The organism is Mycolicibacterium stellerae, from assembly GCF_003719305.1.
Lineage (GTDB): Bacteria > Actinomycetota > Actinomycetes > Mycobacteriales > Mycobacteriaceae > Mycobacterium > Mycobacterium stellerae.
In genome coordinates this window covers 42,772-68,532 of record NZ_RARC01000011.1, presented here as the reverse complement: position 1 = coordinate 68,532, position 25,761 = coordinate 42,772, and the positions used below count along the sequence as shown (strand labels likewise).

General features: G+C 65.9%; 31 protein-coding genes. 16 read left to right on the top strand and 15 right to left on the bottom strand.

Features of this window, described 5'->3' with window-relative positions:
* Positions 1-3 precede the first annotated feature (3 nt).
* Positions 4-270, top strand: coding sequence for a hypothetical protein (locus D6M19_RS15765; protein WP_123026169.1), 267 nt, complete (start codon positions 4-6; stop codon positions 268-270).
* An 11-nt stretch (positions 271-281) separates the two neighbouring features.
* Here the strand turns inward: D6M19_RS15765 and D6M19_RS15760 are convergent, their stop codons facing one another.
* Positions 282-476 carry a DUF3046 domain-containing protein gene (locus tag D6M19_RS15760; protein WP_123026168.1) on the bottom strand — a complete coding sequence of 65 codons (195 nt, stop codon included), beginning with the start codon at positions 474-476 and terminating at the stop codon, positions 282-284.
* A gap of 9 nt (positions 477-485) precedes the next feature.
* Positions 486-1,658 (bottom strand): glycosyltransferase, encoded by a 1,173-nt coding sequence (locus tag D6M19_RS15755; protein ID WP_123026167.1) that lies wholly within the window; start codon positions 1,656-1,658, stop codon positions 486-488.
* A gap of 39 nt (positions 1,659-1,697) precedes the next feature.
* On the opposite strand from D6M19_RS15755, the gene D6M19_RS15750 reads away from it, so the two are divergent.
* A complete protein-coding gene (locus tag D6M19_RS15750) occupies positions 1,698-2,132 on the top strand; it encodes a limonene-1,2-epoxide hydrolase family protein (protein WP_123026166.1) in 435 nt (144 codons plus the stop codon).
* On the opposite strand, the gene pspM is transcribed toward D6M19_RS15750, so the two are convergent.
* From pspM to pgsA, 4 genes are all read right to left on the bottom strand, one after another.
* On the bottom strand, positions 2,133-2,918 hold the full coding sequence (gene pspM / locus D6M19_RS15745) for a phage shock envelope stress response protein PspM (RefSeq protein WP_123026289.1): 786 nt from the start codon (positions 2,916-2,918) through the stop codon (positions 2,133-2,135).
* Positions 2,919-2,981: 63 nt separating this feature from the next.
* Positions 2,982-3,794 (bottom strand): phage shock protein PspA, encoded by an 813-nt coding sequence (gene pspA / locus D6M19_RS15740; RefSeq protein WP_123026165.1) that lies wholly within the window; start codon positions 3,792-3,794, stop codon positions 2,982-2,984.
* 78 nt (positions 3,795-3,872) lie between these two features.
* Entirely contained in the window at positions 3,873-4,205 is a 333-nt protein-coding gene (gene clgR, locus D6M19_RS15735; protein WP_123026288.1) for a transcriptional regulator ClgR, read from the bottom strand.
* A gap of 98 nt (positions 4,206-4,303) precedes the next feature.
* Positions 4,304-4,900 carry a CDP-diacylglycerol--glycerol-3-phosphate 3-phosphatidyltransferase gene (gene pgsA / locus D6M19_RS15730; protein WP_123026164.1) on the bottom strand — a complete coding sequence of 199 codons (597 nt, stop codon included), beginning with the start codon at positions 4,898-4,900 and terminating at the stop codon, positions 4,304-4,306.
* A 42-nt stretch (positions 4,901-4,942) separates the two neighbouring features.
* Between pgsA and D6M19_RS15725 the strand changes: the two genes are divergently transcribed.
* Positions 4,943-5,464 carry an amino-acid N-acetyltransferase gene (locus D6M19_RS15725; RefSeq protein ID WP_123026163.1) on the top strand — a complete coding sequence of 174 codons (522 nt, stop codon included), beginning with the start codon at positions 4,943-4,945 and terminating at the stop codon, positions 5,462-5,464.
* A gap of 67 nt (positions 5,465-5,531) precedes the next feature.
* On the opposite strand, the gene D6M19_RS15720 is transcribed toward D6M19_RS15725, so the two are convergent.
* Positions 5,532-8,000, bottom strand: coding sequence for an FtsK/SpoIIIE family DNA translocase (locus D6M19_RS15720; RefSeq protein ID WP_123026162.1), 2,469 nt, complete (start codon positions 7,998-8,000; stop codon positions 5,532-5,534).
* Positions 8,001-8,136: 136 nt separating this feature from the next.
* On the opposite strand from D6M19_RS15720, the gene D6M19_RS15715 reads away from it, so the two are divergent.
* From D6M19_RS15715 to D6M19_RS15700, 4 genes are all read left to right on the top strand, one after another.
* On the top strand, positions 8,137-8,451 hold the full coding sequence (locus D6M19_RS15715) for a putative quinol monooxygenase (protein ID WP_123026161.1): 315 nt from the start codon (positions 8,137-8,139) through the stop codon (positions 8,449-8,451).
* Complete coding sequence (locus D6M19_RS15710; protein ID WP_123026160.1) at positions 8,451-9,269, top strand: mycofactocin-coupled SDR family oxidoreductase; 819 nt, start codon at positions 8,451-8,453, stop codon at positions 9,267-9,269. Before D6M19_RS15715 ends, D6M19_RS15710 begins: the two co-directional genes overlap by 1 nt.
* The gene (locus tag D6M19_RS15705) at positions 9,269-10,141 is read left to right on the top strand and encodes an SAM-dependent methyltransferase (protein WP_123026159.1); all 873 of its coding nucleotides are present in this window, start codon (positions 9,269-9,271) and stop codon (positions 10,139-10,141) included. Before D6M19_RS15710 ends, D6M19_RS15705 begins: the two co-directional genes overlap by 1 nt.
* A gap of 104 nt (positions 10,142-10,245) precedes the next feature.
* The gene (locus tag D6M19_RS15700; RefSeq protein WP_123026158.1) at positions 10,246-10,599 is read left to right on the top strand and encodes a hypothetical protein; all 354 of its coding nucleotides are present in this window, start codon (positions 10,246-10,248) and stop codon (positions 10,597-10,599) included.
* On the opposite strand, the gene D6M19_RS15695 is transcribed toward D6M19_RS15700, so the two are convergent.
* From D6M19_RS15695 to thyX, 3 genes are read right to left on the bottom strand one after another with little or no spacing between them, the layout of a single operon-like run.
* Positions 10,596-12,272: a ribonuclease J gene (locus D6M19_RS15695; RefSeq protein ID WP_123026157.1), complete on the bottom strand. Its 1,677-nt coding sequence runs from the start codon at positions 12,270-12,272 to the stop codon at positions 10,596-10,598. The genes D6M19_RS15700 and D6M19_RS15695 overlap by 4 nt on opposite strands.
* A complete protein-coding gene (gene dapA, locus D6M19_RS15690) occupies positions 12,272-13,180 on the bottom strand; it encodes a 4-hydroxy-tetrahydrodipicolinate synthase (protein ID WP_206428537.1) in 909 nt (302 codons plus the stop codon). Before dapA ends, D6M19_RS15695 begins: the two co-directional genes overlap by 1 nt.
* Before the next feature lie 19 nt (positions 13,181-13,199).
* Positions 13,200-13,952 carry an FAD-dependent thymidylate synthase gene (gene thyX / locus D6M19_RS15685; RefSeq protein ID WP_123026156.1) on the bottom strand — a complete coding sequence of 251 codons (753 nt, stop codon included), beginning with the start codon at positions 13,950-13,952 and terminating at the stop codon, positions 13,200-13,202.
* A gap of 84 nt (positions 13,953-14,036) precedes the next feature.
* On the opposite strand from thyX, the gene D6M19_RS15680 reads away from it, so the two are divergent.
* Positions 14,037-14,624 (top strand): tRNA-specific adenosine deaminase, encoded by a 588-nt coding sequence (locus tag D6M19_RS15680; protein WP_123026155.1) that lies wholly within the window; start codon positions 14,037-14,039, stop codon positions 14,622-14,624.
* A 31-nt stretch (positions 14,625-14,655) separates the two neighbouring features.
* Here the strand turns inward: D6M19_RS15680 and D6M19_RS15675 are convergent, their stop codons facing one another.
* Positions 14,656-15,417, bottom strand: a complete 762-nt coding sequence (locus tag D6M19_RS15675; protein WP_123026154.1) for a FadR/GntR family transcriptional regulator — start codon at positions 15,415-15,417, stop codon at positions 14,656-14,658.
* Positions 15,418-15,502: 85 nt separating this feature from the next.
* Here D6M19_RS15675 and D6M19_RS15670 point away from each other — a divergent pair, with 85 nt between their 5' ends.
* The 6 genes from D6M19_RS15670 to D6M19_RS15645 are packed head-to-tail and all read left to right on the top strand — an operon-like array spanning position 15,503 to position 20,075.
* Positions 15,503-16,414, top strand: coding sequence for a proline iminopeptidase-family hydrolase (locus tag D6M19_RS15670; RefSeq protein ID WP_234834881.1), 912 nt, complete (start codon positions 15,503-15,505; stop codon positions 16,412-16,414).
* Positions 16,415-16,437: 23 nt separating this feature from the next.
* Entirely contained in the window at positions 16,438-17,847 is a 1,410-nt protein-coding gene (locus D6M19_RS15665; RefSeq protein ID WP_123026152.1) for an APC family permease, read from the top strand.
* Between the two features lie 26 nt (positions 17,848-17,873).
* Positions 17,874-18,185, top strand: coding sequence for a WXG100 family type VII secretion target (locus D6M19_RS15660; protein WP_123026151.1), 312 nt, complete (start codon positions 17,874-17,876; stop codon positions 18,183-18,185).
* A 2-nt stretch (positions 18,186-18,187) separates the two neighbouring features.
* Positions 18,188-18,472, top strand: coding sequence for a WXG100 family type VII secretion target (locus tag D6M19_RS15655; RefSeq protein WP_123026150.1), 285 nt, complete (start codon positions 18,188-18,190; stop codon positions 18,470-18,472).
* A complete protein-coding gene (locus D6M19_RS15650; RefSeq protein ID WP_123026149.1) occupies positions 18,469-19,809 on the top strand; it encodes a CdiA C-terminal domain-containing protein in 1,341 nt (446 codons plus the stop codon). Before D6M19_RS15655 ends, D6M19_RS15650 begins: the two co-directional genes overlap by 4 nt.
* A gap of 20 nt (positions 19,810-19,829) precedes the next feature.
* On the top strand, positions 19,830-20,075 hold the full coding sequence (locus tag D6M19_RS15645) for a DUF8617 domain-containing protein (RefSeq protein ID WP_164478511.1): 246 nt from the start codon (positions 19,830-19,832) through the stop codon (positions 20,073-20,075).
* 816 nt (positions 20,076-20,891) lie between these two features.
* Here the strand turns inward: D6M19_RS15645 and D6M19_RS15635 are convergent.
* From D6M19_RS15635 to D6M19_RS15625, 3 genes are read right to left on the bottom strand one after another with little or no spacing between them, the layout of a single operon-like run.
* On the bottom strand, positions 20,892-22,103 hold the full coding sequence (locus D6M19_RS15635; RefSeq protein ID WP_123026147.1) for a winged helix-turn-helix domain-containing protein: 1,212 nt from the start codon (positions 22,101-22,103) through the stop codon (positions 20,892-20,894).
* Positions 22,100-22,582, bottom strand: coding sequence for a dihydrofolate reductase (locus D6M19_RS15630; protein ID WP_123026146.1), 483 nt, complete (start codon positions 22,580-22,582; stop codon positions 22,100-22,102). Before D6M19_RS15630 ends, D6M19_RS15635 begins: the two co-directional genes overlap by 4 nt.
* A complete protein-coding gene (locus D6M19_RS15625; protein ID WP_123026145.1) occupies positions 22,579-23,379 on the bottom strand; it encodes a thymidylate synthase in 801 nt (266 codons plus the stop codon). The genes D6M19_RS15630 and D6M19_RS15625 overlap by 4 nt, the downstream gene beginning before the upstream one ends.
* Positions 23,380-23,421: 42 nt before the next feature.
* Between D6M19_RS15625 and D6M19_RS15620 the strand changes: the two genes are divergently transcribed.
* Positions 23,422-24,159, top strand: coding sequence for a dienelactone hydrolase family protein (locus D6M19_RS15620; RefSeq protein ID WP_123026144.1), 738 nt, complete (start codon positions 23,422-23,424; stop codon positions 24,157-24,159).
* Between the two features lie 53 nt (positions 24,160-24,212).
* Positions 24,213-25,133, top strand: coding sequence for an HpcH/HpaI aldolase/citrate lyase family protein (locus tag D6M19_RS15615; RefSeq protein WP_123026286.1), 921 nt, complete (start codon positions 24,213-24,215; stop codon positions 25,131-25,133).
* Here D6M19_RS15615 and D6M19_RS15610 read toward each other — a convergent pair.
* Positions 25,127-25,603, bottom strand: a complete 477-nt coding sequence (locus tag D6M19_RS15610) for a hypothetical protein (RefSeq protein WP_123026143.1) — start codon at positions 25,601-25,603, stop codon at positions 25,127-25,129. The genes D6M19_RS15615 and D6M19_RS15610 overlap by 7 nt on opposite strands.
* Positions 25,604-25,761: the final 158 nt, after the last annotated feature.

The following is a 25,761-nucleotide window of genomic DNA, read 5'->3' as shown; positions in this document are numbered from 1 at the left end:
GTCATGAGCAGCCCCCAAGACCGTTTCGCAGGAGAACCGGCCCCCGGAACGCGGGATACCGGATTCGATGAGCCCTCAGGCGGCGAAGATCGTCCATCGGGCCAGTACAAGGGCGATGAATCGGTGCCCGCGCTCAGCGACCCGGAGAATCCAGAAGTCGACACCCGGTTCACCACCGAGCCGCCGCGTGACGTGAAGCCCGCCGTACCGCCCTACGAGGGCCGCACAAAAGGAGCGGCCGACGGCGGTAAGCACCGGGCCGGGGACTAGCAGCCGGCCGGTCACCACTGTTCCCGAGGGACGTCGAAGTCGGCGCAGAGCGCCCGCCAGACCTCCCGCGGGTCAACGCCGTCCTCGATGGCCTGCGCGGCCGTGCGGCCGCCGAACACGGTCAGCACATGGTCGATGAGCAGTGACTGGCCGCGCACGGGGCCGAATTGGCCATCGACGAGTTCGTTGAATTCGGTCAACCGCACCGAACCAACTTACGCCGACGGCGTCAGCGCCTCGTGGCACACCCGTACCGGATCCACCACGTCTGCGGCGGTGGCACCGGCCCTCCTGGCGGCCTCTGCGTATCTCGGCGAGGCCAGCACCTCGGTGGCCGCCGCCGCCAACCCCTTTGCCTCCAGCGGCCTGATCAGTAGCGCACTGCCCTGCCGCACAAGGCGATTCGCGATCTCCCACTGGTCACCGCCGCCGGGCACCACGACCATCGGCACCCCGGCCATCAGTGTCTTGGACACCATGCCGTGGCCGCCGCCGCAGATCACCAGGTCGGCGCGCGACAGCAGTTCGTCCTGGCGTCCCAGCCCCACCACGGCCCACGGCGGCACGTCGACATCGTCGCCCCCCAGCCTCGACACGACCACCCGCGATCCCTTCGGAAGCGCCTCCCCAGGCCGCAGCGCCTGCAGCGCCACGTCGGTCAGGCCGCGCGCGCCGGTGGTCGCCGTCGACGGTGCCACGACGACGACCGGGCCGTCGCCCGGCGGAATGTCCAGTACGGTGTCTGTCGGTTCGAAATGCAGTGGACCCACCACCACCGCCTCGGCCGGCCAGTCCGGACGCGGCACCTCGAGCGCGGGCAGCGTGGCGACGAGCCTGCGCAGCGGACCTGGATCGGTTGCGGGTAAACCTATTTCGACTCTCACCGCCGAGCGCTGTCGGATTCCCGCCCGCCAGGCCCGTGCGGTCAGCGCCCGCAACAGCTCGTCGCGCAGTCGGCCGCGGATCCCGACGCCGGGAGCCAGCCCGCTGCCGATCGGCGGCAGCCCCTTCGACGGCCGGTACAACGGCGCGGGATTGAGTTCGATCCACGGGATTCCCATCAGCTCCGCCGCCAGGCCGCCGCAGGCGGTGATCACGTCGGAGACCACCACGTCGGGCGCGAGATCACGCAGCACCGGCACGTTGCGCACCGCCATGCGCGCGGCGCGCTGATGGATCTTCGCCCCGGCGTCGGTGTCGTCGTCGAGATCAGTGGGATCAAGCCCGACGAGTTCGACGGCATCCACCCCGACCGACCTGGCGGTGTCCAGCCACTGTGTGCCGGTCAGCAGCGTCGGAGTGTCGCCCGCGGCGAGGAACCGCAGGCACAGCGCCAGCGCGGGAAAGGCGTGTCCGGGATCAGGACCTGCGACGACGGAGACACGCATGCGGTTACCCTGCCACAGGCCCGTCGCTAGGCTGACACCATGACGGCATCATCAGCAGTGGACACCACGGCCAACGCACGCACTGTGGAAACGTTCCTTTACGCGCTTCAGGACGAGGACTTCGACGCGGCCGACTCACTCATGGCCGACAACATCGAGTGGCAGAACGTCGGGTACCCCAGCGTTCGCGGCCGCAAGCGCATCAGCGGCTTGTTCCGCCGCGGCAAGGGTCGGGTCGGCTTCGAGGTCAAGTTCCATCGGGTCGCCGCAGAGGGCAACGCCGTCCTCACCGAGCGCACCGACGCGCTGATCATCGGCCCGCTGCGGATGCAGTTCTGGGTGTGCGGGGTATTCGAGGTGCATGCCGGCCGAATCACGTTGTGGCGGGATTACTTCGACACGCTCGACGTCGTGAAGGGGACGGTGCGCGGACTCATCGGGATGGTCGTCCCGGCGCTGCGCCCGACGATGTAGCTAGGCGCGCTTGAGCTGGCCGAGTTCGTCGAAGGCCTGTGCCCAGCCGGTCAGCCGGTCGGTGGCGTTGACCAACTCGTCGCGGTAGCGCTGCTGCGACATCGGCGAGCCCGACATCGGCACCGCCCCATGGCTGGCGGCCGACACCAATTGCGCTGCCGCGGTGACCATGTCGTTGTACTGGCGGGCGCCGTTGTCGAGCTGCGCGGTGAACGCGGCGATGGTCGGTGAAAGGTGAGCGCGCGAGCCAGGGGCGTTGGCGATCGCCCGCTCCATCGACACCACTTCGCCCGCGGTCGCCGCCATCGTCGCGGCTGACTGATTCGCGACGGCGACCAACTCACGCAGCTCACCTGCGGGCAGCATCTTGCCCCGCTCCAGCACGCTGATCAGCGAGAACAGTCCGCGCTCGGAGGCTGCCAGCGCGGCCATCGGCTGCCGGGCCGCCGAACCCCACGGTGGCAGACGACGGGTCGCACGCGACCGTTGCGGGGGCAGCGGCTCGCCGCGAAGCCAGCGATAGCGCAGGAACGACAGCGTTGCGAGAAACGCCGCACCGACCGCAATCGGCGCAGGGATGAACAACGCCCACGCCGGTGTGCTCCATGACGCGAGCAGAACCGTCACTCCGACCCAGATCAGGCTCGATACCGCGAAGAACAACCCGAGCCGCAGCGCCCACTTGCGCTTGCGCAGTTGCTTGGCCCGCGGATCAGCCGCCGAGCTGAGTTTCTGCGCCAGCACGTCGGACAGCTCGGCGGCGGTGTCGATTCCCCGCTGCGCCATCGATCGCCACGCCTCCGGCCGGCTGGATGTTGAGCGCTGTTTCACTGCCACCCCAGGATCCGACTACTGGCCGATCGGCTTTTCGGGGGTTGCCTCTGGCGTCGACGCCGGGGTGGCCGGCGTCGCCGTGGCACCGCCGCCCGACGGTAGGGCATCGCCGCGCATCGAGGCGCGAATCTGCTCCAGCCGCGAGTGCCCGGCCATCTGAACAGTGGCCTGCTGGACCTCCATCATGCGGCCCTGAACCGAGTTCTGCGCAAGCTCCGCGGCCCCCATGGCGTTGGCGTAGCGGCGTTCGATCTTCTGACGGACTTCGTCGAGGCTTGGGGTGTTGCCGGGCGCGGCCATCTCACTCATCGACTGCAACGACGCGCTCACCTGTTCCTGCATCTTGGCCTGCTCGAGCTGGCTCAGCAGCTTGGTGCGCTCGGCGATCTTCTGTTGCAGCATCATCGCGTTCTGCTCGACGGCCTTCTTGGCCTGGCCGGCGGCCTGCAACGCCTGATCGTGCAGAGCCTTGAGGTCCTCGACGCTCTGCTCGGAGGTCACCAGCTGCGCGGCGAACGCCTCGGCGGCGTTGTTGTATTCGGTGGCCTTCGCGGCGTCCCCCGCGGAGGTGGCCTGGTCGGCCAGCGTCAACGCCTGGCGGACATTGACCTGCAGCTTCTCGATGTCGGCCAGCTGGCGGTTGAGCCGCATTTCCAGCTGGCGCTGGTTGCCGATGACCTGGGCCGCCTGCTGCGTCAGCGCCTGGTGCTGCCGCTGGGCCTCCTCGATGGCCTGCTGGATCTGCACCTTCGGATCGGCGTATTCGTCGACCTTCGAGCTGAACAGCGCCATCAGGTAGCGCCACGCCTTGGAGAACGGATTGGCCATGGGTTCATTCCGCCTTCGTGTCAGAAACTGCTTCCGAGTGCTAGTGCCAACTTATCGGTTTCGCGCAGATCAGAACAGTTAGGCGACCGCCATGGACACGGCGTGGGGGATGACGACTTTGGTGGTGGCGTCGATGTTGGTCGCGATCGCCGACTCCCGGGCGAACGCCTTGATCTCCTCTTGCGCCATCTCGTCGCCCGCGTCGGACAGCACCCGCGACAGCGGGACCTCCAGGGCGCCGCAGATCGCGCTGAGCAGTTCGCTCGACGCCTCTTTGCGGCCACGTTCGACCTCGGACAGGTAGCCCAGGCTCACCCGCGCGGCGTCGGATACCTCCCGCAGAGTGCGGCCCTGGTCAATGCGGGCACGACGCAGCACGTCGCCGATGACCTCGCGCAGCAATGTCCCCATCGTGCTCTCCTTCACTTGGGCAGTACTAGAGCAACGCCAGGTACCGCCAGGATGGTTCCCGGTTGGCCGACTCTGGCGCGAATTCGTCGCCAGGAGTGTCACTGACCTGCGACTCGTCCCCGAGAGTCGCGGATCGCCGACACCACGTAATCGACACCGGTGAGCACGGTCAGCGCGATGGCTGCCGCCATCACCACCCAGGCGCCGGTCAGCCACGGGCCCGAGAGTGGCAGTACGAACAGCCCGATGGCCACGGCTTGGACGAGCGTCTTCAGCTTGCCCCCGCGGCTGGCGGGGATGACCCCGTGCCGCAAGACCGCGAACCGCAGCGCCGTGACGCCGATTTCGCGGACCAGGATCACCACCGTCACCCACCACGGCAGCTCGCCGAGCATGGAAAGGCCGATCAAGGCGGCGCCGATCAGGGTCTTGTCGGCGATCGGATCGGCCAACCTGCCGAAGTCGGTCTCGATTCCGTAGCTTCTTGCCAGCGCCCCGTCGAACCGGTCTGTAATCACGGCGACGGCGAAGATTACGAAAGCGGTTATGCGCCAGTGTGTTTCGTGACCATCACCGGCGAACAGCGCGATAAGGAACACCGGGACCAAGACCAACCGCAGCCCGGTGAGCACATTGGCGACGTTTGCGACCTTCGCCTGAGGTATCACCGGATCGGTGTGAGGTTGGCCCGACACCGCTAAAGAATATCCGTTGCTCGAGCCGATACCCTCGCACCTGTGGGCGATGGGCATGGTTCGCGGGCAGACGGGCTTGTGGTCCGTCGCGCCAACACGTCGGATGTGCCGGCGATCAAGGCCCTCATCGACATCTACTCGGGCCGGATCCTGCTGGAGAAGAACCTGGTCACCCTGTACGAAGGGGTCCAGGAGTTCTGGGTCGCCGAGCACGAAGGCGAGCTCATTGGGTGCGGAGCCCTGCACGTGCTGTGGGCGGACCTCGGCGAGGTGCGCACCGTGGCCGTGCATCCACGGGTCAAGGGCCAGGGGGTGGGGCACCTCATCGTCGACCGACTGCTCGAAGTGGCCCGCGAATTACATCTCGGCCGGATCTTCGTGCTCACCTTCGAGACCGAGTTCTTCAGCAGGCACGGGTTCGCCGAGATTGAGGGCACACCCGTCACCGCGGAGGTCTATGAGGAGATGTGCCGCTCGTACGACACCGGTGTCGCCGAGTTCCTCGACCTGTCCTACGTCAAACCGAACATCCTCGGCAATTCACGAATGCTGTTGATGCTCTGACGCCCAAATCGACATTTGGGCGCAAAAGTGCGAGTGCAGCGCGCCAATACGTCGACCTCGGCGCTAGCTAGCCATCCTCGTCGACGGAGCCGGTGCCGCGAATGGAGGCGATCGTCGCCGCCAGCTCGTCGGGCTTGACCATCACCTCGCGCGCCTTGGAACCCTCGCTGGGGCCGACGATTCCGCGGGTCTCCATCAGGTCCATCAGCCGGCCTGCCTTGGCGAAGCCCACCCGCAGCTTGCGTTGCAGCATCGACGTGGAGCCGAACTGGCTCGACACCACCAGCTCAACGGCCTGCAGGAAGACGTCCATGTCGTCGCCGATGTCGGGATCGACGTCGGTGCGATCGCTGCTCGTCTTGGCCGCGGTGACGCCCTCGGTGTACTCGGGCTCCGCCTGGTCCTTGCAGGCGCTGACGACCGCACTGATTTCGTCGTCGGTGATGTAGGCGCCCTGCAGCCTGATCGGCTTGTTGGCCCCCTGCGGAATGAACAGCCCGTCGCCCATGCCGATCAGCTTCTCGGCGCCCTGCTGGTCGAGGATCACCCTGCTGTCGGTCAGAGACGACGTCGCGAACGCAAGCCGGGACGGCACGTTGGTCTTGATAAGGCCGGTGACCACGTCGACCGACGGCCGCTGGGTCGCCAGCACCAGGTGGATGCCCGCGGCGCGCGCCTTCTGGGTGATCCGCACCACCGCGTCCTCGACGTCGCGCGGCGCCGTCATCATCAGGTCGGCCAGCTCGTCGACGATCGCGACCACATACGGATACGGGCGGTACACGCGTTCGCTGCCCAGCGGTGTGGTGATCTCCCCCGACCGCACCTTCGCGTTGAAGTCGTCGATATGGCGCACCCGCGATGCCTGCATGTCCTGGTAACGCTGCTCCATCTCCTCGACCAACCACGCCAGCGCCGCGGCGGCTTTCTTCGGCTGCGTAACGATCGGCGTGATCAGATGCGGAATGCCTTCATAGGGCGTCAGTTCCACCATCTTCGGGTCGATCAGGATCATCCTGACCTCCTCCGGCGTGGCGCGCGCCAGCAGCGAAACCAGCATCGAGTTGACGAAGCTCGACTTACCCGAGCCTGTCGAACCCGCAACCAACAGATGCGGCATCTTCGCCAGGTTCCACGAGATGTACTCGCCCTCAATGTCTTTGCCCAGTGCGATCACCAGTGGGTGGTGGTCGCTTCGGGTCGACGGATCGGTCAGCACGTCGGCGAGGCGCACCATCTCGCGGTCGGTGTTCGGCACCTCGATGCCGACGGCGGACTTGCCGGGAATCGGTGCCAGCATGCGCACGCTTTCGGTGGCGACCGCGTACGCGATGTTCTTCTGCAGCTGGGTGATCTTCTCGACCTTGACGCCAGGTCCCAGCTCGACCTCGTATCGCGTGACGGTCGGCCCACGTGTGCAGCCGGTGACAGCGGCATTGACCTTGAACTGCTGCAGCACTTCGGAGATCGCCTCTGCCATGCGGTCATTGGAAGCGCTGCGCCTCTTCGGCGGATCACCCTTCTTGAGCAGATCCAGCGAAGGCAGCGTGTACGGACCGTCCACGACTCGGTCGGCGACGAGCTTTTCCGGCTTGGCCGCCTTCTTGCGCTTCGCCGCAGGGGTGGGCTCGGGAACTGTCGGCGCATCGTCGAGCGGGTAGTTCTCCATCGGCGTACCGGTGGGCCACGCTTTGGCCTCTTCGTCGCTGTAGGCCGCCGGATCGTCGTAGTAGCCGTCGGAGAAGTCCTCGGGCTGCGCGTCGCCGTAGTCCGGCAGCTCATCGTCGTCGTAGAACTCTTCGTCGTCGCGCTGCCACCGGGTGCCGAACATCGCCCGCACAGTGTCGGGCACCTCACGGATCGTCGTGCCGGTGATCAGCAGCAGCCCGAACAGCGCACCGATGAACAGCAGCGGCGCCGCGATCCACTGGGTCAACCCCTCCGACAACGGACCGCCGATGGCGAAGCCGATGAATCCCGCGGCGGTCCGACGCCCCGCCGGATCGTCCGGCGAGCCGGCCCACAGGTGCCACAGGCCAAGAAACGGCAGGGTGATCATCGACGCGCCCAGGATCAGCCGCGGCCGGGCGTCGGGATCTGGCTCGGTGCGCATCAGCACGACCGCGATCGCGATGAGCGCCACAGGCAACAGCAAAACGGCCGAGCCGATCAGCACCCGCAGGACGTTGTCGATCCATCCGCCGACCGGGCGGGCGGCGTCGAACCACGAACTCGCGATGACGATGACCGCGGCGCCAAGCAGCGTCAGCGCGATTCCGTCACGGGCATGGCCGGGATCGATGTCGCGGGCGCGGCCCACCGATCGGGCGGTCGAGCCGGCCCCCCGTGCCAGCATGAACCAGCCGGCGCGGGCGCCCCGCCCGATGGCCAGCCCGGCCGCGGGGATGGGCGAAGGCGCGCGTTTCTTGGCCGGCTTGCGGCGCGGCGCGGGTCGAGCCGCGCGGGACCCCGACCGTGAGCCGGCTTTTGACCTGCTCGAACGGGCACCAGAGCGCGCAGCGGTCTTACTAGGCATGGGCTCAAGCCTAGTCGCAGCTGCCCCATATTCACCATCAGCCACACGGGTCACAGTTAGGTGTCGAAATTTAGTTAGGTTCGCTGAGTAGGGTGAGCAATTGTCCGATTCCCACTCATCGAGGAGTTAAGCAGCCATGCCCGTTGTCGTCGTCGCCACCATGAAGGCCAAACCCGAGTCCGTCGACGCCGTACGCGACGCATGCAAAAAGGCCATCGAAGCGGTGCACGAGGAGCCCGGCTGCGAGCTGTATGCCCTGCATGAGGCCGATGGGACGTTCGTGTTCGTCGAGCAGTGGGCCGACGCTGACGCCCTCAAGGTGCACAGCACCGCACCGGCCGTCGGGAACCTGTTCGGCACCATCGGCGAGCACCTCGACGGCGCGCCGGACATCAAGATGCTGCAGCCCGTCGTGGCGGGTGACCCGGCCAAGGGCCAGTTGCGTTCCTGATGGCGTCGCTCGACGGCAAGGTCGCGTTCATCACCGGTGCCGCTCGCGGCCAGGGGCGGGCCGAGGCCGTGCGGTTGGCGTCCGACGGCGCCGACGTCATCGCGGTCGACATCTGCGACCAGATCGCGTCGGTGCCCTACCCGATGGCCACGGCCGACGATCTCGCTGCGACCGTCAAGCTCGTCGAGGACGCCGGTGCACGGATCGTGGCGCGGGAGGCCGACGTTCGCGATCGCGACGCGCTCAACACCGCACTGCAGGCCGGTCTGGACGAGTTCGGCAGGTTGGACATCGTCATCGCCAACGCCGGCATCGCCCCGATGCAGTCGGGCGAAGCGGGCTGGCGCGACGTGGTCGACGTGAACCTCACCGGCGTGCACCACACCGTCGAGGTCGCGATCCCGACGATGGTCGAGCAGGGCGACGGTGGCGCGATCGTGCTGACGAGTTCCGCCGCGGGTCTGGTCGGGATCGGCGGCGACGACGCCGGGTCGCTCGGTTACACGGCAGCCAAGCACGGTGTCGTCGGGCTGATGCGGGCGTACGCCAACCACCTTGCGCCGCATCGCATCCGGGTCAACTCGATTCATCCGGCAGCGGTGAACACGCCGATGATCAACAACGAGTTCACCAGGCAGTGGTTGGCACGGATCACCGAGGAGAACGACGCGCCGGTCGATTTCGGCATGGCGCTGCCGGTGCAGGCCGTCGACTCCGAGGACATCGCCGCCGCGGTGGCATGGCTGGTCTCGGACGAGGCCTGGTATATCACGGGAGTGACGTTGCCCGTGGACGCGGGCTACGTCAACAAGCGCTGATGGCGCGAAATCCCGCCGCCCAGACCGCCTTCGGCCCGATGGTCGAGGCGGCGATCGAGCAGTACGAGCCGCCCGAACGCCGTCTGGTCGACGACGACCTCGCCGCCTCGATCCTGCCCGCAGGCCAGCGCGCGGTTGTTCGTGCGATGCGGTGGCCCCTGCTGCGCCGCCTGACGATATCGGCCGGCGAGAAGGCGGTGCCCGGCTCATGGGCGCTCATCTCCTGCCGCAAACGCTTCATCGACGACAGGCTCGATGAGGCACTGCAGGACGTCGACGCCGTCGTCGTGCTCGGTGCGGGCATGGACACCAGGGGTTTACGCCTCGCACGCCGCTCCGATATCCCGGTATTCGAGGTCGACCTTCCGGTCAACGTCGCGCGCAAGAATGCCGCCCTGCGACGCGCGATCGGGCCCATTCCTGCCTCGGTTCGCCTGGTGCCGTTGGACTTCGAACGCGACGACCTGGTCGGCACCCTGACCGAGCACGGCTACCAGACCGACGCCAGGACGTTCTTCGTCTGGGAAGGCGTGACGCAGTACCTGACCGAGGATGCCGTGCGTACGACGCTCGCGGCATTGCAGGCCGCCCCGACGGGGAGTCGGCTGGTGTTCACCTATGTCCGCGCGGACTTCATCGAAGGGCGCAACATGTACGACGCAGCGGTGTTGTACAAGCGCTTCAGGCAACGGCGACAGGTGTGGAAGTTCGGCATCGACCCCGACGAGATCGCCGAGTTCGTCGGCACATACGGCTGGCGACTGGTCGAGCAGGCGGGTCCCGACTATTACCTGCGGCACTACATCCGACCGACCGGACGCAATCTCGCCGCCTCCGATCTGGAGTGGTCGGCCTACTGCGCGAAGCGCTGACGCGATCCCGTCGTCGATATGGGGCATTTGCCCCTTTCTGCCGTCTCATCGGCCCCCACACACTCGTTCGCACGACATCACCGTCGACCGAAGGGAACGAAGAGATGACCGGTCCGATCCGCGCTGCTAAGCTCGCCATCGCCGTTGCAGCCGTTGCACTCGCCTCTCCCGCAGTCGCGACCGCGGAGCCCAAGGAATGGGATATCGGCGCCTACGACCAGTGCAAGGCTTCCTATCCATATGATCGGCAAGACAACATTGGCCGATGGTATGACCACTTGAAATATTGCTGTATCAAGACAGGTGGAGTCTGGGCGGGTTCAAAATGCGTCGCCCCGCCGAAGGAACAGGCCGAGGAGTGGACCCCGCCATCGGACCTATCCACCCAGACGCTGACGCCTGATCCGGTCTACGTGCCGCCAGGAAGCACCATCCAGAACCTTGAGCCCGTCGGCTAGATCTCGATGATCGTCGGCACGATCATCGGCTGTCGACGGTAGGTCTCCCCCACCCATTTACCGACGGTGCGGCGCACCGCCTGAGCGATCCTGGCAACGTCGGTGATGTTGTCGGCGGCAAGTGATTCCAGCTCCTCCTCCACCATGGACGTCACCGGCTCCAGCGCCTTCGGGTCCTCGGAGAAGCCGCGCGAGTGCAGCCGCGCAGGCGCGGCCACCCGCCCGGTTCCGCGGCGCAGCACGATCGTTATCCCGATGAATCCCGATGACAGCGTGAGCCGTTCGCCGACGACGGCATCGCCGACGTCACCGGTGATCAACCCGTCGACGAACATCTTGCCGGTGGATACCGCACCGGAAATCGATGCCTTGCCCGCGACCAGGTCGACACTGACGCCGTTCTCCGCCAGCACCACGTTCTCCTCCGGTACTCCCGTGCGGGCGGCCAGCGCCGCATTGGCCCGCAGCATCCGCCAGGTTCCGTGCACCGGCATCACGTTGCGCGGCCGCACTCCGTTGTACAGAAACAGCAGCTCGCCCGCGTATGCGTGACCCGAGACATGAATGCGCACCTGGGCATTGGTGACGACGCGGACGCCGATCTTGGCCAGGGCGTCCAACACGCCGAAGATCGCTTCCTCGTTGCCCGGGATCTGAGACGACGACATGACGATGAGATCGCCCGACGTCAGCGTGATGCTGCGATGTTCACCTCGCGACATCCGCGACAGCGCGGCCATCGGCTCGCCCTGCGTTCCGGTGGTGACGAGCACGACGCGCCCGGGCGCCATCATCTCCGCTGCGCCGATGTCGATGACGTCGTCGTCGTCGACGGTGAGGTAGCCCAGCTCCTTCGCGATCCCCATGTTGCGCACCATCGAGCGGCCGACGAACGACACCTTGCGGCCGAGCGCCACCGATGCATCGATGATCTGCTGCACCCGACCCACATTGGACGCGAAGCAGGCGACGATGACCCGCCCTTCTGCACCGCGGATCAGCCGGTGCATGTTCGGACCGATCTCGCTTTCCGACGGGCCCACGCCGGGAATCTCGGAGTTCGTCGAGTCGCACAGGAACAGATCGACGCCCGAGTCGCCGAGTCGCGACATGCCGGGAAGGTCTGTGGGCCTGCCGTCGGGCGGCGACTGGTCGAGCTTGATGTCCCCGGTGTGCAGCACGGTGCCCGCCCCGGTGTGAATCGCGATCGCCAGGCAGCCCGGAATCGAGTGATTGACCGCGAAATACTCGCACTCGAACACGCCGTGAATCGAGCTCTGGCCCTCGGCGACTTCCTCGAACACCGGCTTGATGCGGTGTTCGCGGCACTTCTCCGCGACCAGCGCCAGCGTGAACTTCGAACCGACCAGCGGGATGTCGGGCCGCAGCTTGAGCAGAAACGGGATGGCGCCGATGTGGTCCTCGTGCGCGTGGGTCAGCACCAGCGCCTCGACGTCGTCGAGGCGATCCTCGACAAGACGCAGGTCGGGCAGGATCAGGTCGACGCCCGGCTCGTCGTGGCCGGGAAAGAGCACCCCGCAGTCGACGATCAGCAGCCGACCGAGATGCTCGAAGACAGTCATGTTGCGGCCGATTTCGCTGATGCCGCCCAGCGCCGTGACCCGCAACCCTCCGGGGACCAGCGGTCCCGGCGGTCTGAAATCCGTGTCCACTAGCGAAGTACCGTGGCGGCCCGCATGTCAGCGGCGAGCGCCTCGATCTGGTCCGGGGTGGCAGGCACCTGCGGCAGTCGCGGGTCGCCGACATCGAAACCCTGAAGCCGCAGCCCTTCCTTGGCCATCGTCACACCGCCGAGGCGGGACTGCGCATCGGCCAGCGGAGCAAGCGTCACGTTGATCTTGCGGGCAGTTGCGACATCGCCAGAGGTGAATGCCGACAGCATTTCTCGGAGCTGGCTGGCCGCGACATGTCCCCAGACACTGACGAACCCGACCGCGCCCATCGCCAGCCAGGGCAGGTTGAGCGCGTCGTCACCCGAGTAGTACGCCAAACCGGTCTCGGCGATGATCCGGCCACCGCCGTTCAGGTCACCCTTGGCGTCCTTGATTCCGACGATGTTCGGGTGTTCGGCCAGCGCCCGGATGGTGTCCCATTCGATGGGGATGCCCGATCGAATGGGAATGTCGTAGAGCAGGATCGGCACCGACACCGCATCGGCGATCGCGGTGAAGTGCGCTGCGAGCCCGGCTTGGGAGGGCCGCGAGTAGTACGGGGTCACGACGAGAAGTCCGTGTGCGCCCTCGGCCTCGGCTGCCTTCGCGAGGTGCACGCTGTGCGCGGTGTCGTACGTACCCGCGCCCGCGATGATCCTGGCGCGGTCGCCGACGGCGTCCAGCACCGCCCGCAGCAGCGCGACCTTCTCGTCGTCGGTCGTGGTCGGCGATTCACCGGTGGTGCCTGAGAGCACCAAGCCGTCGCAGCCGGCGTCCACCAGGTGGGTGGCCAGGCGCGCGGCGGTGACGGTGTCCAGCGAGCCGTCGGGCTTGAACGGTGTCGCCATCGCGGTCAGCACGGTGCCCAGGCGGGCCTGCACGTCGAATCCGCTGGTGCTCACGGCCACCAAGATTACCCGGTGACGGTCAAGCCTCCGTCGCCAACGGGGACGTGGCGACCTCGGTGCCGTCCGCCAGCGTTGCGATCTCGAAATCCGCGAAGGCCTGCGGGGCGACGCCGACGAGTTCGCGCAGGCACGCGATCGCCAACCTGCGGATCTCCACGTCGGCCTGTTCGCTGGCCCGCATGGCGATGAAGTGCCGCCAGGCCCGATAGTTGCCGGTGACGACGATGCGGGTCTCGGTGGCGTTTGGCAGGACCGCACGGGCGGCCTGACGGGCCTGTTTGCGGCGGATCGCGGCGTTCGGCTGGTCAGCGAATTTGGCCTCCAGCCTGGCCAGCAGTTCGGAGTAGGACGCGCGGCTGGCGTCGGCGGCAGCGGTGAACAGCTCCTGCAGTTCCGGGTCGTCCTCCATGCCGGGAGGCAGAACGACCTGTGAGTCGTGCTCAGGCACGTACCGCTGGGACAGCTGGGAGTAGGAGAAGTGGCGGTGGCGGATCAGCTCGTGGGTGCACGACCGCGACACCCCGGTGATGTAGAAGGACACCGTCGCGTGTTCGAGCACCGAGAAGTGTCCGACGTCGATGATGTGCCGCAAATAACTGGCGTTGGTCGCAGTCCGGGGATTGGGTTTGGACCAGCTCTGATAGCAGGCCCGGCCAGCGAACTCCACCAGAGCGGGGCCACCATCCGCGTCGGTGCTCCACGGTACGTCGGGCGGGGCCAAGAACTCCGTCTTGGCTATCAACTGCACGCGCAGCGGCGCGGTCTCGGCCACGGCTCACCCTAACGCGAGCTCCTCAACGCAAGCTTTGCGGCGTTGCACACCGGGGTGGCGGTTTCGCGGAGCTACCCTGGTCCGATGGGGGATAACAGCGTCGCTTCCCTCCTACTCGATGTCATGGAGCGCGACATCCTGCCGATGACCGAGCGTGGCGTCGCCGCGGGGAACAAGGTTTTCGGCGCCGCCCTGTTACGCAAATCCGATTTCTCGGTTGTCATCGCAGGCACGAACAGGGAAACCGACAATCCGCTGCTGCACGGCGAGATCAGCACACTGAACCGGTTCTACGAGATGGCCGGGCGACCGTCGACGCGCGACCTGGTGTTCCTGTCCACCCACGAACCGTGCCCGCTGTGCCTGTCGGCGATCACCTGGTGCGGGTTCGACAATTTCTACTACTTCTTCACCTACGAGGATTCCCGTGACGCCTTCGGCATCCCGCACGACTTGAAGATCCTCAAGGAGGTGTTCGGTGTCGAGGATGGCGCCTACCGGCGAAGCAACGCGTTCTGGACCGCGTACTCGGTTGCCGCGCTGGTCGAGACGGAGCCCGAGCCGCTACGCGCACAACTGCGGGAGCAGGACAAGCGGATCCGCGATGCCTATGCACGCTTGTCGGAGCAATATCAGCGTTCGAAGGCCGATAACGTCATCCCGTTCAACTGACATGGCGTCGGCGGTTTCCTCGACGCGCGGATCAATCGGTGAGCACCCCGGCGCGCTGCATCGCGGCGGTGATGAGCTCGAAGTCGATCACCCCGTGGTGGCGCGCGAGATGGTCGGCTTCGTCGGCGCGGCCGTCGGCGATGGCGTCGATCAGTTGTTCGTGTTCGCGCAGGGCTCGCAGTTCCATCGTGCGCATGTTGGACGGCTCGCCCCACAGGTGCGCCGGAGCGCCGATGCTCACAGTGGCCTTCAGGTCGAGCAGCACCTGCTTGAGGACGTCGTTGTGCGCGGCGTCCATGATCGCCACATGAAGCCGGCTGTCAGCCTGCTGGGCGGCCAGACCACTCTCTGCGGTTCGATAGTCGTCGAGCCTGGCCCGGATGACGGAGATGTCGTCTTCGGTGCGGGAGTCTGCGGCGGCCCGGCTGACGGTGCCTTGCAATCGGCAGATCGCGTCGCAGCGGTCGCGTAGTTCGCCGAGACGTGCTCGCAGTGTGCGGCCGACCGCATCGGTCGACGAGTCGGGCCACTGGTCGCGCACGTATGACCCGCCGCCGCGTCCGCGCCGCGTCTCGATCAGCCCCCGATCGAGCAGACGCGCAAGCGCGGCGCGCACCGTCATGCGACCCGCGTTCAGCGACGCGGCGAGGTCGCGTTCGACCGGCAACCGCGCACCGGGCAGGTATTCGCCGATCGCTATCGCGGTGATCAGGCGATCGGTGATCTCGTCGACGCGGGTGGGCGTGTCTCGCTGCTGGTGTAGCAAAACTGCCGGTGCGCCGTTGTGCGCCATGCGTCATTCCTTCGTCGTCGGCTCAAATGTTAAATCCCGATCAATGGTCTTGTCATGAGACCTTTAGGAGTCCATGCTGAATTTCATGGCTTGTACCACCCGGATGGTCCCGTTCCGCGGCCATCAGACCTGGGTCCAGATCACCGCACCCGACGATCCCCGACCCGGCTCGCTGCCCCTGTTCGTCCTGCACGGCGGCCCGGGGATGGCGCACAACTACGTCCGCAACTTCGCCGAGCTGGCGGGCGAGACCGGCCGCACGGTCATCCATTACGACCAGCTCGGTTGCGGGAAAAGCACACACCTCCCCGATGCACCCGCCGACTTCTGGACGCCCGCCCTGTTCGTGGAGGAGTTCCACGCGGTCCGCGAAGCGCTGGGTATCGACGAGTACCACCTGCTCGGCCAGTCGTGGGGCGGCATGCTGAGCGCCGAGATCGCGGTCCTGCAACCATCCGGGCTGAAGTCGGTGGCAATCTGCAACTCGCCGGCGTCGATGGAGCTCTGGATGGCCGGGTGCGCGGACTTGGTGGCCGCGCTACCACCGGACATCCAGGACGCGCTGACCCGTCATGAAGAGGCGGGCACCGTGACCGACCCGGAGTACCTGGCGGCGACCGACGAGTTCTATCGCCGCCACCTGTGCCGGGTCGTGCCGATGCCGCAGGACCTCGTCGACACCATCGAGCAGATGGAGGCCGAGCCGACGGTCTACCACACTATGAACGGTCCCAACGAGTTTCATGTGCTCGGCACCCTGCGCGGGTGGGACATCATCGACCGGCTTCCCCAGATCACCGCGCCCACGCTGGTGATCGCGGGTGAGTTCGACGAGGCCACCCCCGAGACCTGGCAGCCGTATGTCGACCACATCCCCGGCGCGGAGAGCCACGTCTTTCCCGACACCAGCCACTGCTCACATCTGGAGAAGCCAGAGGAGGTTCGCGCCGTCGTCGCCGCGTTCCTCACCCGTAACGACGCGACAGCCCGCGTCTAGCTCACCTCGACGACAGGACAGTCATGGAAGGCCAACGCAGCCTCGAATCCTTCGGCTACAAGCAGGAATTGCACCGCTCGGTCGCCACCGTCGACCTGCTCATCTACGGACTGGTCTTCATGGTGCCGATCGCACCGTGGGCGATCTTCGGCACCGTCTACAACAGCGCCTCGGGCATGGTGCCGCTGGTCTATCTCATCGGCCTGATCGCGATGGTGTTCACCGCGATGGCCTACGCGCAGATGGCCCGATCGTTCCCGCTGGCGGGATCGGTGTTCTCGTATGTCGGGCGCGGGATCCATCCGGGCGCAGGCTTTTTCGCCGGTTGGGCGATTCTGCTGGACTACCTGCTGGTGCCGACGCTGCTGTACGTGTTCGCCGCCGAATCGATGATCGGCCTGTTCCCCGACACGCCACGGTGGCTGTGGGCGATCGTGTTCGTGATCGTGAACACGGTGATCAACCTTCTCGGCGTCGACTCGCTGAAGATGGCCAACCGCGTGTTCCTGGCCATCGAGTTGGTCTTCGTGGTGATCTTCGTCTACATCGCGTTCCGCGCGATCAGCGGCGGATCGCTGCCCGACGTCGGCTGGAGCACCACGCCCATTTGGAACTCCGAATTGGTCAGCGCACCGTTGATCGCGTCGGCACTGTCGATTGCGGTGCTGAGTTTCCTTGGTTTCGACGGTATTTCGACGCTCGCCGAGGAGTCGACGGGTAAGCGCAACCCGGCGGGCCGCGCCATGGTCGGCTCGTTGTTCATCGTGGCGTTCCTGTTCATCGTTCAGACCTGGCTCGCCAGCCTGCTCGCGGGCGGACGGGAATCGTTCAGCGACGACGAGGCGGGCAACGCGTTCTTCAAGCTGGTCGAGGCGGCGTCGAACACCGGGTGGATGAACGCGTTCTTCGTCGTCAACGTGCTCGCCGTCGGGTTCGCGAACGCGATGGCCGCCCAGGCGGCGACCAGCCGGCTGCTGTACTCGATGAGCCGGGACCGCCAGCTGCCCGGCTTCTTGTCGAAGATCAGTGCCCGGCAGGTGCCGATCAACGCGATTCTCGTGGTGAGCGCGATCAGCGTCGTGCTGGTGCTGTTCTTCGTCGGCCAGATCGGCCTGATTTCGTCCCTGGTGAACTTCGGTGCGCTGTTCGCCTTCTGCCTGCTGCACATCTCCGTCGTCTGGTACTACATCGGCCACAAGAAGTCGAAGAACTATCTGCTGCATCTGGTGGTGCCCACGCTCGGATTCCTGATCATCGGCTATGTGCTGTTCAACGCCGACCCGCTCGCCAAGATCGGCGGCGTCGTGTGGCTGGCCGTCGGCGCGGTGGTGTTCATCGTCAACCGGGTGACCGGCCGCGCGCTGCCGGACTTCAGCGAGGAGCGGGACGACGCTTCTGCCGACGCCGAGTCCGCAAAATTAGTGCAGGAGTGAGTCTTAGCGGCCCATAGGCTTGATATGTGCTGAGCCGCATAAGCGTCGACGTACCCCGAGTGCTCGGGACTTCTCGCGCCGTGAACGGTGACGCCGAGGAGCTGCGAGCAGAACTCGCGATGTTGTCGCGGGAATGGGGCACCGTCATATCGGGATGGTCAGGTGCTGCCGCGTCTACGTACGCCGCCCTGTGGGAGGAGTGGCACGACGCTGCGGCCACGCTCGTCGAGAGCCTCGCTGGATCCTCGCAGCTGCTCGAGCGGGCAGCGGTGAAATACGACGAGCAGGAGAGCGCCTCTGCGGTTTCGGTGCGAAACGTGCCAACCGAGGTCGCCTAGTAATGCGCTACCGAGTCGAACTCGATGAACTGCTGGCCTTCGTCGCCAAGCTTCACGCCTTCGACGAGCGAGCCGACATGATCGCTGCCCAGGTCGACGATCGAGTCGTCGCGCTGCACGAGTCGTGGGAGGGTGAGGGAGCCTCCGCCCACAACACCCTGCACCAGGAGTGGATGAGCGCCGCGCAACAGATGCGAGAAGCGTTGTCGCAGTTGCGACACGCCGCACACGCCGCACATCGCAACTACACCGACGCCGCCCAGCTCAATGTAGCGATGCTGACGTGACCCAGGACGTCGACACCGACACCTACTACGCGGTCGGTAGCCGGTTGTTCGAGTTGGCCGGCGAGGTGTACGACGCGTTTTCGGTGAACGTCCGGATTTTGGGTGATACCGCCCCGATGGCGGGCACCGACGATGCAGGCACCGTGTGGGCGACCTCGTATGACGGGCGTGCACGCGAAGTGCTGGATTCGGTCAACGATTTGACCACGGCGCTGCAGAACTACGGCGGGGTGATCATCCAAGCCGGTTACAACCACGCCGTCGCCGAATACAACGCCACCGCCGGTGACCGGGGTGCGCCGCCGCAGCGCCCACCCGAACCCGCCAGCGTGGCCGGTGTGCTGACCGCGCCGCCGTCGGCGGGCGGCCCCGGCCAAGGCTTGCTGGATGACGCGCTGGGCCTCGTCGAGCAGGTCGGCGTGCCGGTGCCCGACGGCGACACCATCAAGGTCGATACCGCCGCCCAGGTGTGGGACCGGCTTGCCACGGTATATCAGACGAAGACCGTGGTTGAGGCTCTCGAGGTCAACGCCCGCGCATTCAGCGACACCCAGTCCCCCGAGGTCGAATACCTCACCAGGGATCTGCGCGAGCTGCGGGATGCGACGGCGGCGATCCTGGCCGGCTGCAGCGAACTAGTGACATCGTGCCGCGACTACAAGGCGGCACTGGAAGACCTACGCCAGCAGCTCGAAGACATCTTGACCGACCTGGCGGTCGAACTGGCCGCCACCGCAGTGATCTCCATCTTCGCCGCATGCGTCAGCTTCGGCGTCGGCGCCGCCGCAGGCACCGCCAAAGCCGCCCACACCATCACCAAATTCGCCAGCACCATCCGCTCGGCCATCGGCGCCTGGAAGATCTCCAAACGCATCAGCCAAGGCGTCAAAAAGGCTCACGACATCGCAGGCGCTCGAAAGCGCCTTGAACGCATCAAGAGCCTTGCGCGGAAGGGTAAGCGGGAGGACCCGGCGTCCCCAGTACTGAAGAACGGCAATCTGACGGTTAGTGGGCAAGGATTTTCCGCAAGTGAGCGGGAGGCCGCAGAAGAATTGGCGAACCGCGGTCACGATGTCCTTCTGCGGCAAGCGGATCCATCCGCAGGCAGAATGTCTGACCTAACGCTCGATGGTGTGCCATACGATGTCTATACGCCGAGGAGCGGCAACATAGACCGTCTGGTGGGCGCGATCGCCGACAAGAGCAGTCAAGTTCGAGGAGGGGGTATCGTGCTCGATCTCAGAAATTCTCCGTTGACTCCTGAACAGGTCGGTGACCTCCTCCCACGAGTCAGGGGCATTACCGACAAGATCAGCGACATAATCGTAATTGGGTGAGAATGGCAAAATTCGTATGCGTGTGCGGTACAGAGATTCGTACAAGTGGCGACATTCCGAACGAGAACGAGTGGAAGCTCTTTTCTGATGTCGAGTTCGACCAGTACAGCGGTCAGGTCGATGTCGAGAAGCTATATCTCGCCGGGACGATCGCGTTTCGTTGTCCCGTCAGTGATCATCTATGGATCTACTGGGATGGGTTCGACAAGACGCCGCAACTTTACGAGCCGATTCCAGGCGGCGAGGGTGGTCGACAAGCACCCTAGAGGTCGGTACGGCATCTTTCCGTGACTAGCAATCGTGCCTGGCGAGACATCTCGCCCGATGAGGTCGCCATGGTCAAAGCGATCGTTTCGACATCCGAGATTCCTGATGGGCTGCCACTTCTCGACGATCTGATAGGCGCCGTCGTCCTGCAAGATGTCGTTTGGATATACGACGTGAAGACGCCGAACACCGCAGCCGGAACGGCACTTCCGAACGGCCCGTTTCCCGCACGCGCGTTTGTGCCTAACCGAACCGTGTACCGCGGCGAGATTCTGTTATGGTTACAGAGGGCCACCTGTCCGCGTTGGAATACGCGTGGGTGACCGACGACCCGCCCACCCGGTGGCCACGGCCAGATGAAATGGAAATCGTTGCGCAGTAGAGGACCTATCCTTTTGGCGAGCGACTGTGCCGGAACGTCCGCGACACGCAGGCGAGGCGTTCGAGGCCGCACAGTCGGCTGGCGTCTTGGCGACGATCAGTACCGCGGCGTTCTGGAAGAAGGGATGCTGTGGTGAGCAAATGGCCAGAAGAATTGCCAGATCTCAGTTCGCACCTTCGTCTCATACACGATGTCATCGCTGCCCGCATCAGGGCTCCTGAATTCGAGAAGTACTCTGAAATTGGAGAACAGAGGTCTTACGGTCCCAATCCTCGATGTTCTTCAGAAACTCTTCGGCGATGCCGCCGACGCCTAAGTCGTCTACCCGGAACTCCGAACGGAGCAAGAGGATCTCGACGCAGAGCAACTCCGCGAGAGTGCATTCGCGCGAGACGCGAACTACGAGACCCCGGGTATGACTAGTCGCGGCAACTCAAACTAGCGCGTGGCGCAACTCCCCCACCAAGTCTCCGCGCGTACCCACCGTCACGTCGCTCAACCCCAGCCATGACGCCATCGACCGCAACTCACCCGCCAACGCCGTCGCCACCCGTCCCGCGTCCTGACCCGGTTCGGTGAACGCCCCGACGACGTTCAGCGCACCCGACGCGCGCTCTGCCTTCAGATCGACACGGCCGACCAACTGACCGTCGAGCATGAACGGCCATACGTAGTAACCGAATTGGCGCTTGGGCGCCGGGGTGTAGATCTCGATGCGGTAGTGAAAGCCGAACACTCGCTCGGCGCGCTGCCGGAACCAGACCAGCGGGTCGAACGGGCACAGCAGTGCCGTCCCCCGTTCGCGACGCGAAATGATCTGGCCCGCGCGTAGATACGCCGGTGCTTTCCACCCATCCACCTCGACCACTTCCAGTTCACCATCCGCGACGAGCTTGGCCAGCGCCGGCTTGATCTGGCCTGCCCCCAGCCGGAAATAGTCGCGAATGTCCGCCTCGGTCCCCACTCCCAACGCCGAAGCCGCCCGCAGCGTCAGTTCGCGAACGGCTTCGTCGTCGTCCACCTCGCGCGCCATCACCTCGGGCGGCAGAACGTTCTCCGTCAGTTCGTAATGCCGGGCGAAGCCGACTCGCGTCGCCGTCGTCAGCACCCCCGCCGACCAGAGTGCCTCGGCCACCCACTTCGTATCGCTGCGGTCCCACCACGGGCCCTTACGTCCACGTGGTTCCGATTCGAGGTGTGCCTCGATCTGTCCTGCCGTCGACGGCCCGAGTTCGGTGACTGCGGCGACGACGTCCTCGGCCAGCTTCGCGTTCTTCTTGACGATCTCCTTGCCCCAGCGACCGTCGGCGTACTCCCGCATCCGCCAGCGCAGCAGCGGCCAGTCGTCGACCGACATCAGCGCGGCCTCATGCGCCCAGTACTCGACAAGCAGCCGCGGCGACCGCGCGCTGTGACTCCACGCCGCGCGGTCCACCACATCGCGGTCGTAGGGGCCGAGCCTGCTGAACACCGGCGCGTAGTGCGCCCGCACCGCCACCGACACCGAGTCCAGCTGCAGGACCTGGATTCGTGAGATCAGCCGCCGCAGGTGCGCACGCGTCACGGCACCGCGTGGCTTCGGCTCGTGGAAGCCCTGCGCAGCCACCGCGATGCGCCGCGCTTGACCGGCGGTGAGCCTGCTCATGCCCGGGTGTAGCTCAGGAACCGGTAACGCAGCCCCGACGTGCTGACCAGCCAGTCACCCCCGACACCGAGCCACATCTCGTCGAGCACCGGCGCGACGGCGTCCTCGTCCTCCCGCGGCAATTCCACCTCCACCTCGGTGACCTCGCACCGGGTGGCGAGCGGTAGCGCCTGCGCATAGATCTGCCCGCCGCCGATCACCCATGTCATGTCATCGGTGAGAGCCTCGTCGAGGCTGCCCACCACCGTCGCTCCCTCGGCCATGTAGTCAGCTTGCCGGGTCACTACGACATTTCTGCGGCCAGGCAACGGCCGGAACTTCGGGGGCAACGATTCCCAGGTCAGGCGGCCCATGACGACGGTGTGCCCCATGGTCAGCTCCTTGAAGCGGGCCAGGTCCTCGGGCAGCCGCCACGGAATCCCGCCTGCACGCCCGATCACACCGGCGGGCGACTGGGCCCAGATCAGGCCCACCGTCATACGGCTACGGGCGCCTTGATGGCGGGGTGCGGGTCGTAGTTTTTGATGACGATGTCGTCGTAGGTGTAGTCGAAGATCGAATTTCGCGGCGCCAGAACGAGTTCCGGGTACGGCCGCGGCTCGCGGCTGAGCTGTTCGGTGACCTGCTCGACGTGGTTGTCGTAGATGTGGCAGTCACCGCCGGTCCAGACGAACTCGCCGACGTCCAGACCCGCCTGCGCTGCCATCATGTGGGTGAGCAGCGCATAGCTGGCGATGTTGAAGGGGACGCCGAGAAAGAGGTCGGCGCTGCGCTGGTAGAGCTGGCAGCTCAGCCGCCCGTCGGCGACATAGAACTGGAAGAACGCGTGGCACGGCGGCAGCGCCATCTGCGGGATCTCGCCGACGTTCCACGCCGAGACGATGTTGCGCCTCGAGTCCGGATCAGACTTCAGCAGTTCCAGCGCCGCGCTGATCTGGTCGACGTGCTCGCCGGAAGGCGTCGGCCACGACCGCCACTGAACGCCGTAGACCGGTCCGAGATCGCCTGTGTCACTGGCCCATTCGTCCCATATTGTGACGCCGTGATCCTGCAGCCAACGCACGTTGGAGTCGCCGCGCAGGAACCACAGCAGCTCATAGATCACCGACTTCAGGTGCACCTTCTTGGTGGTGATGAGCGGGAAGCCCGCCGCCAGGTCGTAGCGCAGCTGGTGGCCGAAAAGGCTGCGGGTGCCGGTACCGGTGCGGTCCGATTTCGGTGTGCCGCGGTCGAGCACCACGCGCAGCAGATCCTCGTAGGGCGTGGCGATCGGCACGCCGCCAAGCTTACGTCCAGAGGAGTGGCGTAGAACGGAAGCATGCCGAGTGTTTCTGCCACCGTCACCACGCCGGACGGCTCCTGCCCCGTCACCCTGCACACCCCCGAAGGCTCCGGCCCGTGGCCTGGGGTCGTCATGTACGTCGACGCCGGCGGCGTCCGCGACACCATGCACGACATGGCTCAGCATCTCGCCGACCAGGGCTACGCGGTGCTGCTGCCCGACGTCTACTACCGGCACGGCGACTGGGAGCCGTTCGACATGAGGACGGTGTTCAGCGATCCCGAGCAACGCACCCGGCTGATGACGATGGTCGGATCGGTAACACCGGACATGATCGCCAGCGACGCAGGCGCATTCTTCGACTTCCTCGATTCCCGGCCCGAGGTGACGGGGTCGCGGTACGGGGTGTGCGGGTACTGCATGGGCGGCCGGACCTCGGTGATCGTGGCCGGGCGCCAGCCCGACCGCGTCGGCGCCGCCGGTTCCTTCCACGGCGGCGGCCTAGTCACCGATGACCCGAACAGTCCGCATCTGCTCGCCGACAAGATGAAGGCGACCGTCTACATCGCAGGCGCCGAGAACGACGGCGGCTTCACCACCGAGCACGCCCAAACGCTGGATAAGGCGCTGACCGCCGCCGGTGTCGAGCACATGGTCGAGTTCTATCCCGCCGCGCACGGGTTCGCGGTCCCCGACAATCCGCCCTACGACAAGTCGGCCGCCGACCGGCACTGGGCCGCGCTGCAGAGGCTGTTCGGGGCCTCGCTGGCCTGACCAGCACGGGACCCGCTGTTGGCCTGACGGCCGCGGTGCGCGACGATATTCGGGTGGACAACGAGGTCAGCACCCCCCATGACGACGCGGACGTCGGCTCGCGGATCAACCCCGTGCTCGCCAGGAGCTGGCTGCTGGTAAACGGTGCGCAATACGAGAGATTCGCGCCCGCCGCCAGGTCCCGCGCCGACATCGTGGTTCTCGACATCGAAGACGCCGTCGCCCCGAAGGACAAGGCCGCGGCGCGCGACCATGTGATCAAGTGGCTCGGCGAAGGCAACGGCGACTGGGTCCGCGTCAACGGCTTCGGAACGCAGTGGTGGCAGGACGACCTCGACATGCTGTCGGGCACGTCGGTCGGCGGGCTGATGCTCGCGATGGTCGAGTCCGTCGACCATGTCACCGAGACCGCCAAGCGGCTGACAGGCGTCCCGATCGTCGCACTGGTCGAGACGGCCCGCGGCCTCGAGCGGATCACCGAGATCGCGGCGGCGAAGGGCACATTCCGGCTGGCCTTCGGCATCGGTGACTTCCGTCGCGACACCGGCTTCGGCGACAACCCAACCACTCTGGCCTACGCACGCTCGCGGTTCACGATCGCGGCGAAGGCCGCTCATCTACCGGGCGCCATCGACGGCCCCACCGTCGGATCGAGCGCCCTGAAGCTGAGCGAGGCCACCGCGGTGTCCGCCGAGTTCGGCATGACCGGCAAGATCTGCCTTACGCCGGATCAGTGCGCAACGGTGAATGAGGGGCTTTCGCCGTCGTTGGACGAAATCAACTGGGCCAAAGAGTTTTTCCTCGAGTTCGAGCGCGACGGCGGCGAGATCCGCAACGGCTCAGACCTGCCCCGTATCGCCCGTGCCAACAAGATCCTCGACCTGGCCCGCTCGTACGGAATCGAGCCCTCGGAGTTCGACGACGTCGACGACCCGGCGCACATCCCGGCCCCGTCGGACACCTACCACTACTGAGCCTTCGGCGTCTCCTCGTCGTGGTCGTTCCTGTGCAGGAAATTGGCTATTGCGCGCGCTATGCCGCGGCCCGCATAGATCGCGGCGACCACCGACAGAATGATCATCAGAATGAACATCACCAGCCAGTTGGTCCGGCTGTGGCTCACGTTCCACCAGATGATGGTGAAGAGAATTGCGCAGATGAAGACGACTATGTCGCGCCAGTTGCCGCCGTAAGACATTGCGGCCTCACGCAGGGCACGACTCTTCTCGTTCGCCTCGATCAGATCGTTGATGCGCTCGTCGATGCTGGCCTTGAGCCGAGCCTTCAGCTCGGGCTGATCATCCGGGATCCGTTCGAGCAGATCCATATCCTTGGCGATCATGGCGCGTACGTCGGGGCCCTTGAAACTACCCGCGGCGGCACCCAACAGCGCACCGCCCGCGATCGGCGCTGCACCCAAGGCGAGTTCGGCAATACCTGGCATAGCTAGCTTTCTACCGGGTTGACGGACGCGCGGTGGGGGTTATCGATGCTCCGCCTCCTGAGCCAGCGCGGCCGCCAATCGCGTATACACCGACTGCAGCCTCGACTCGAACACGCTTCTGAGGGCTCGGATACGCGGCGTGCACGTCACCGTCCAGA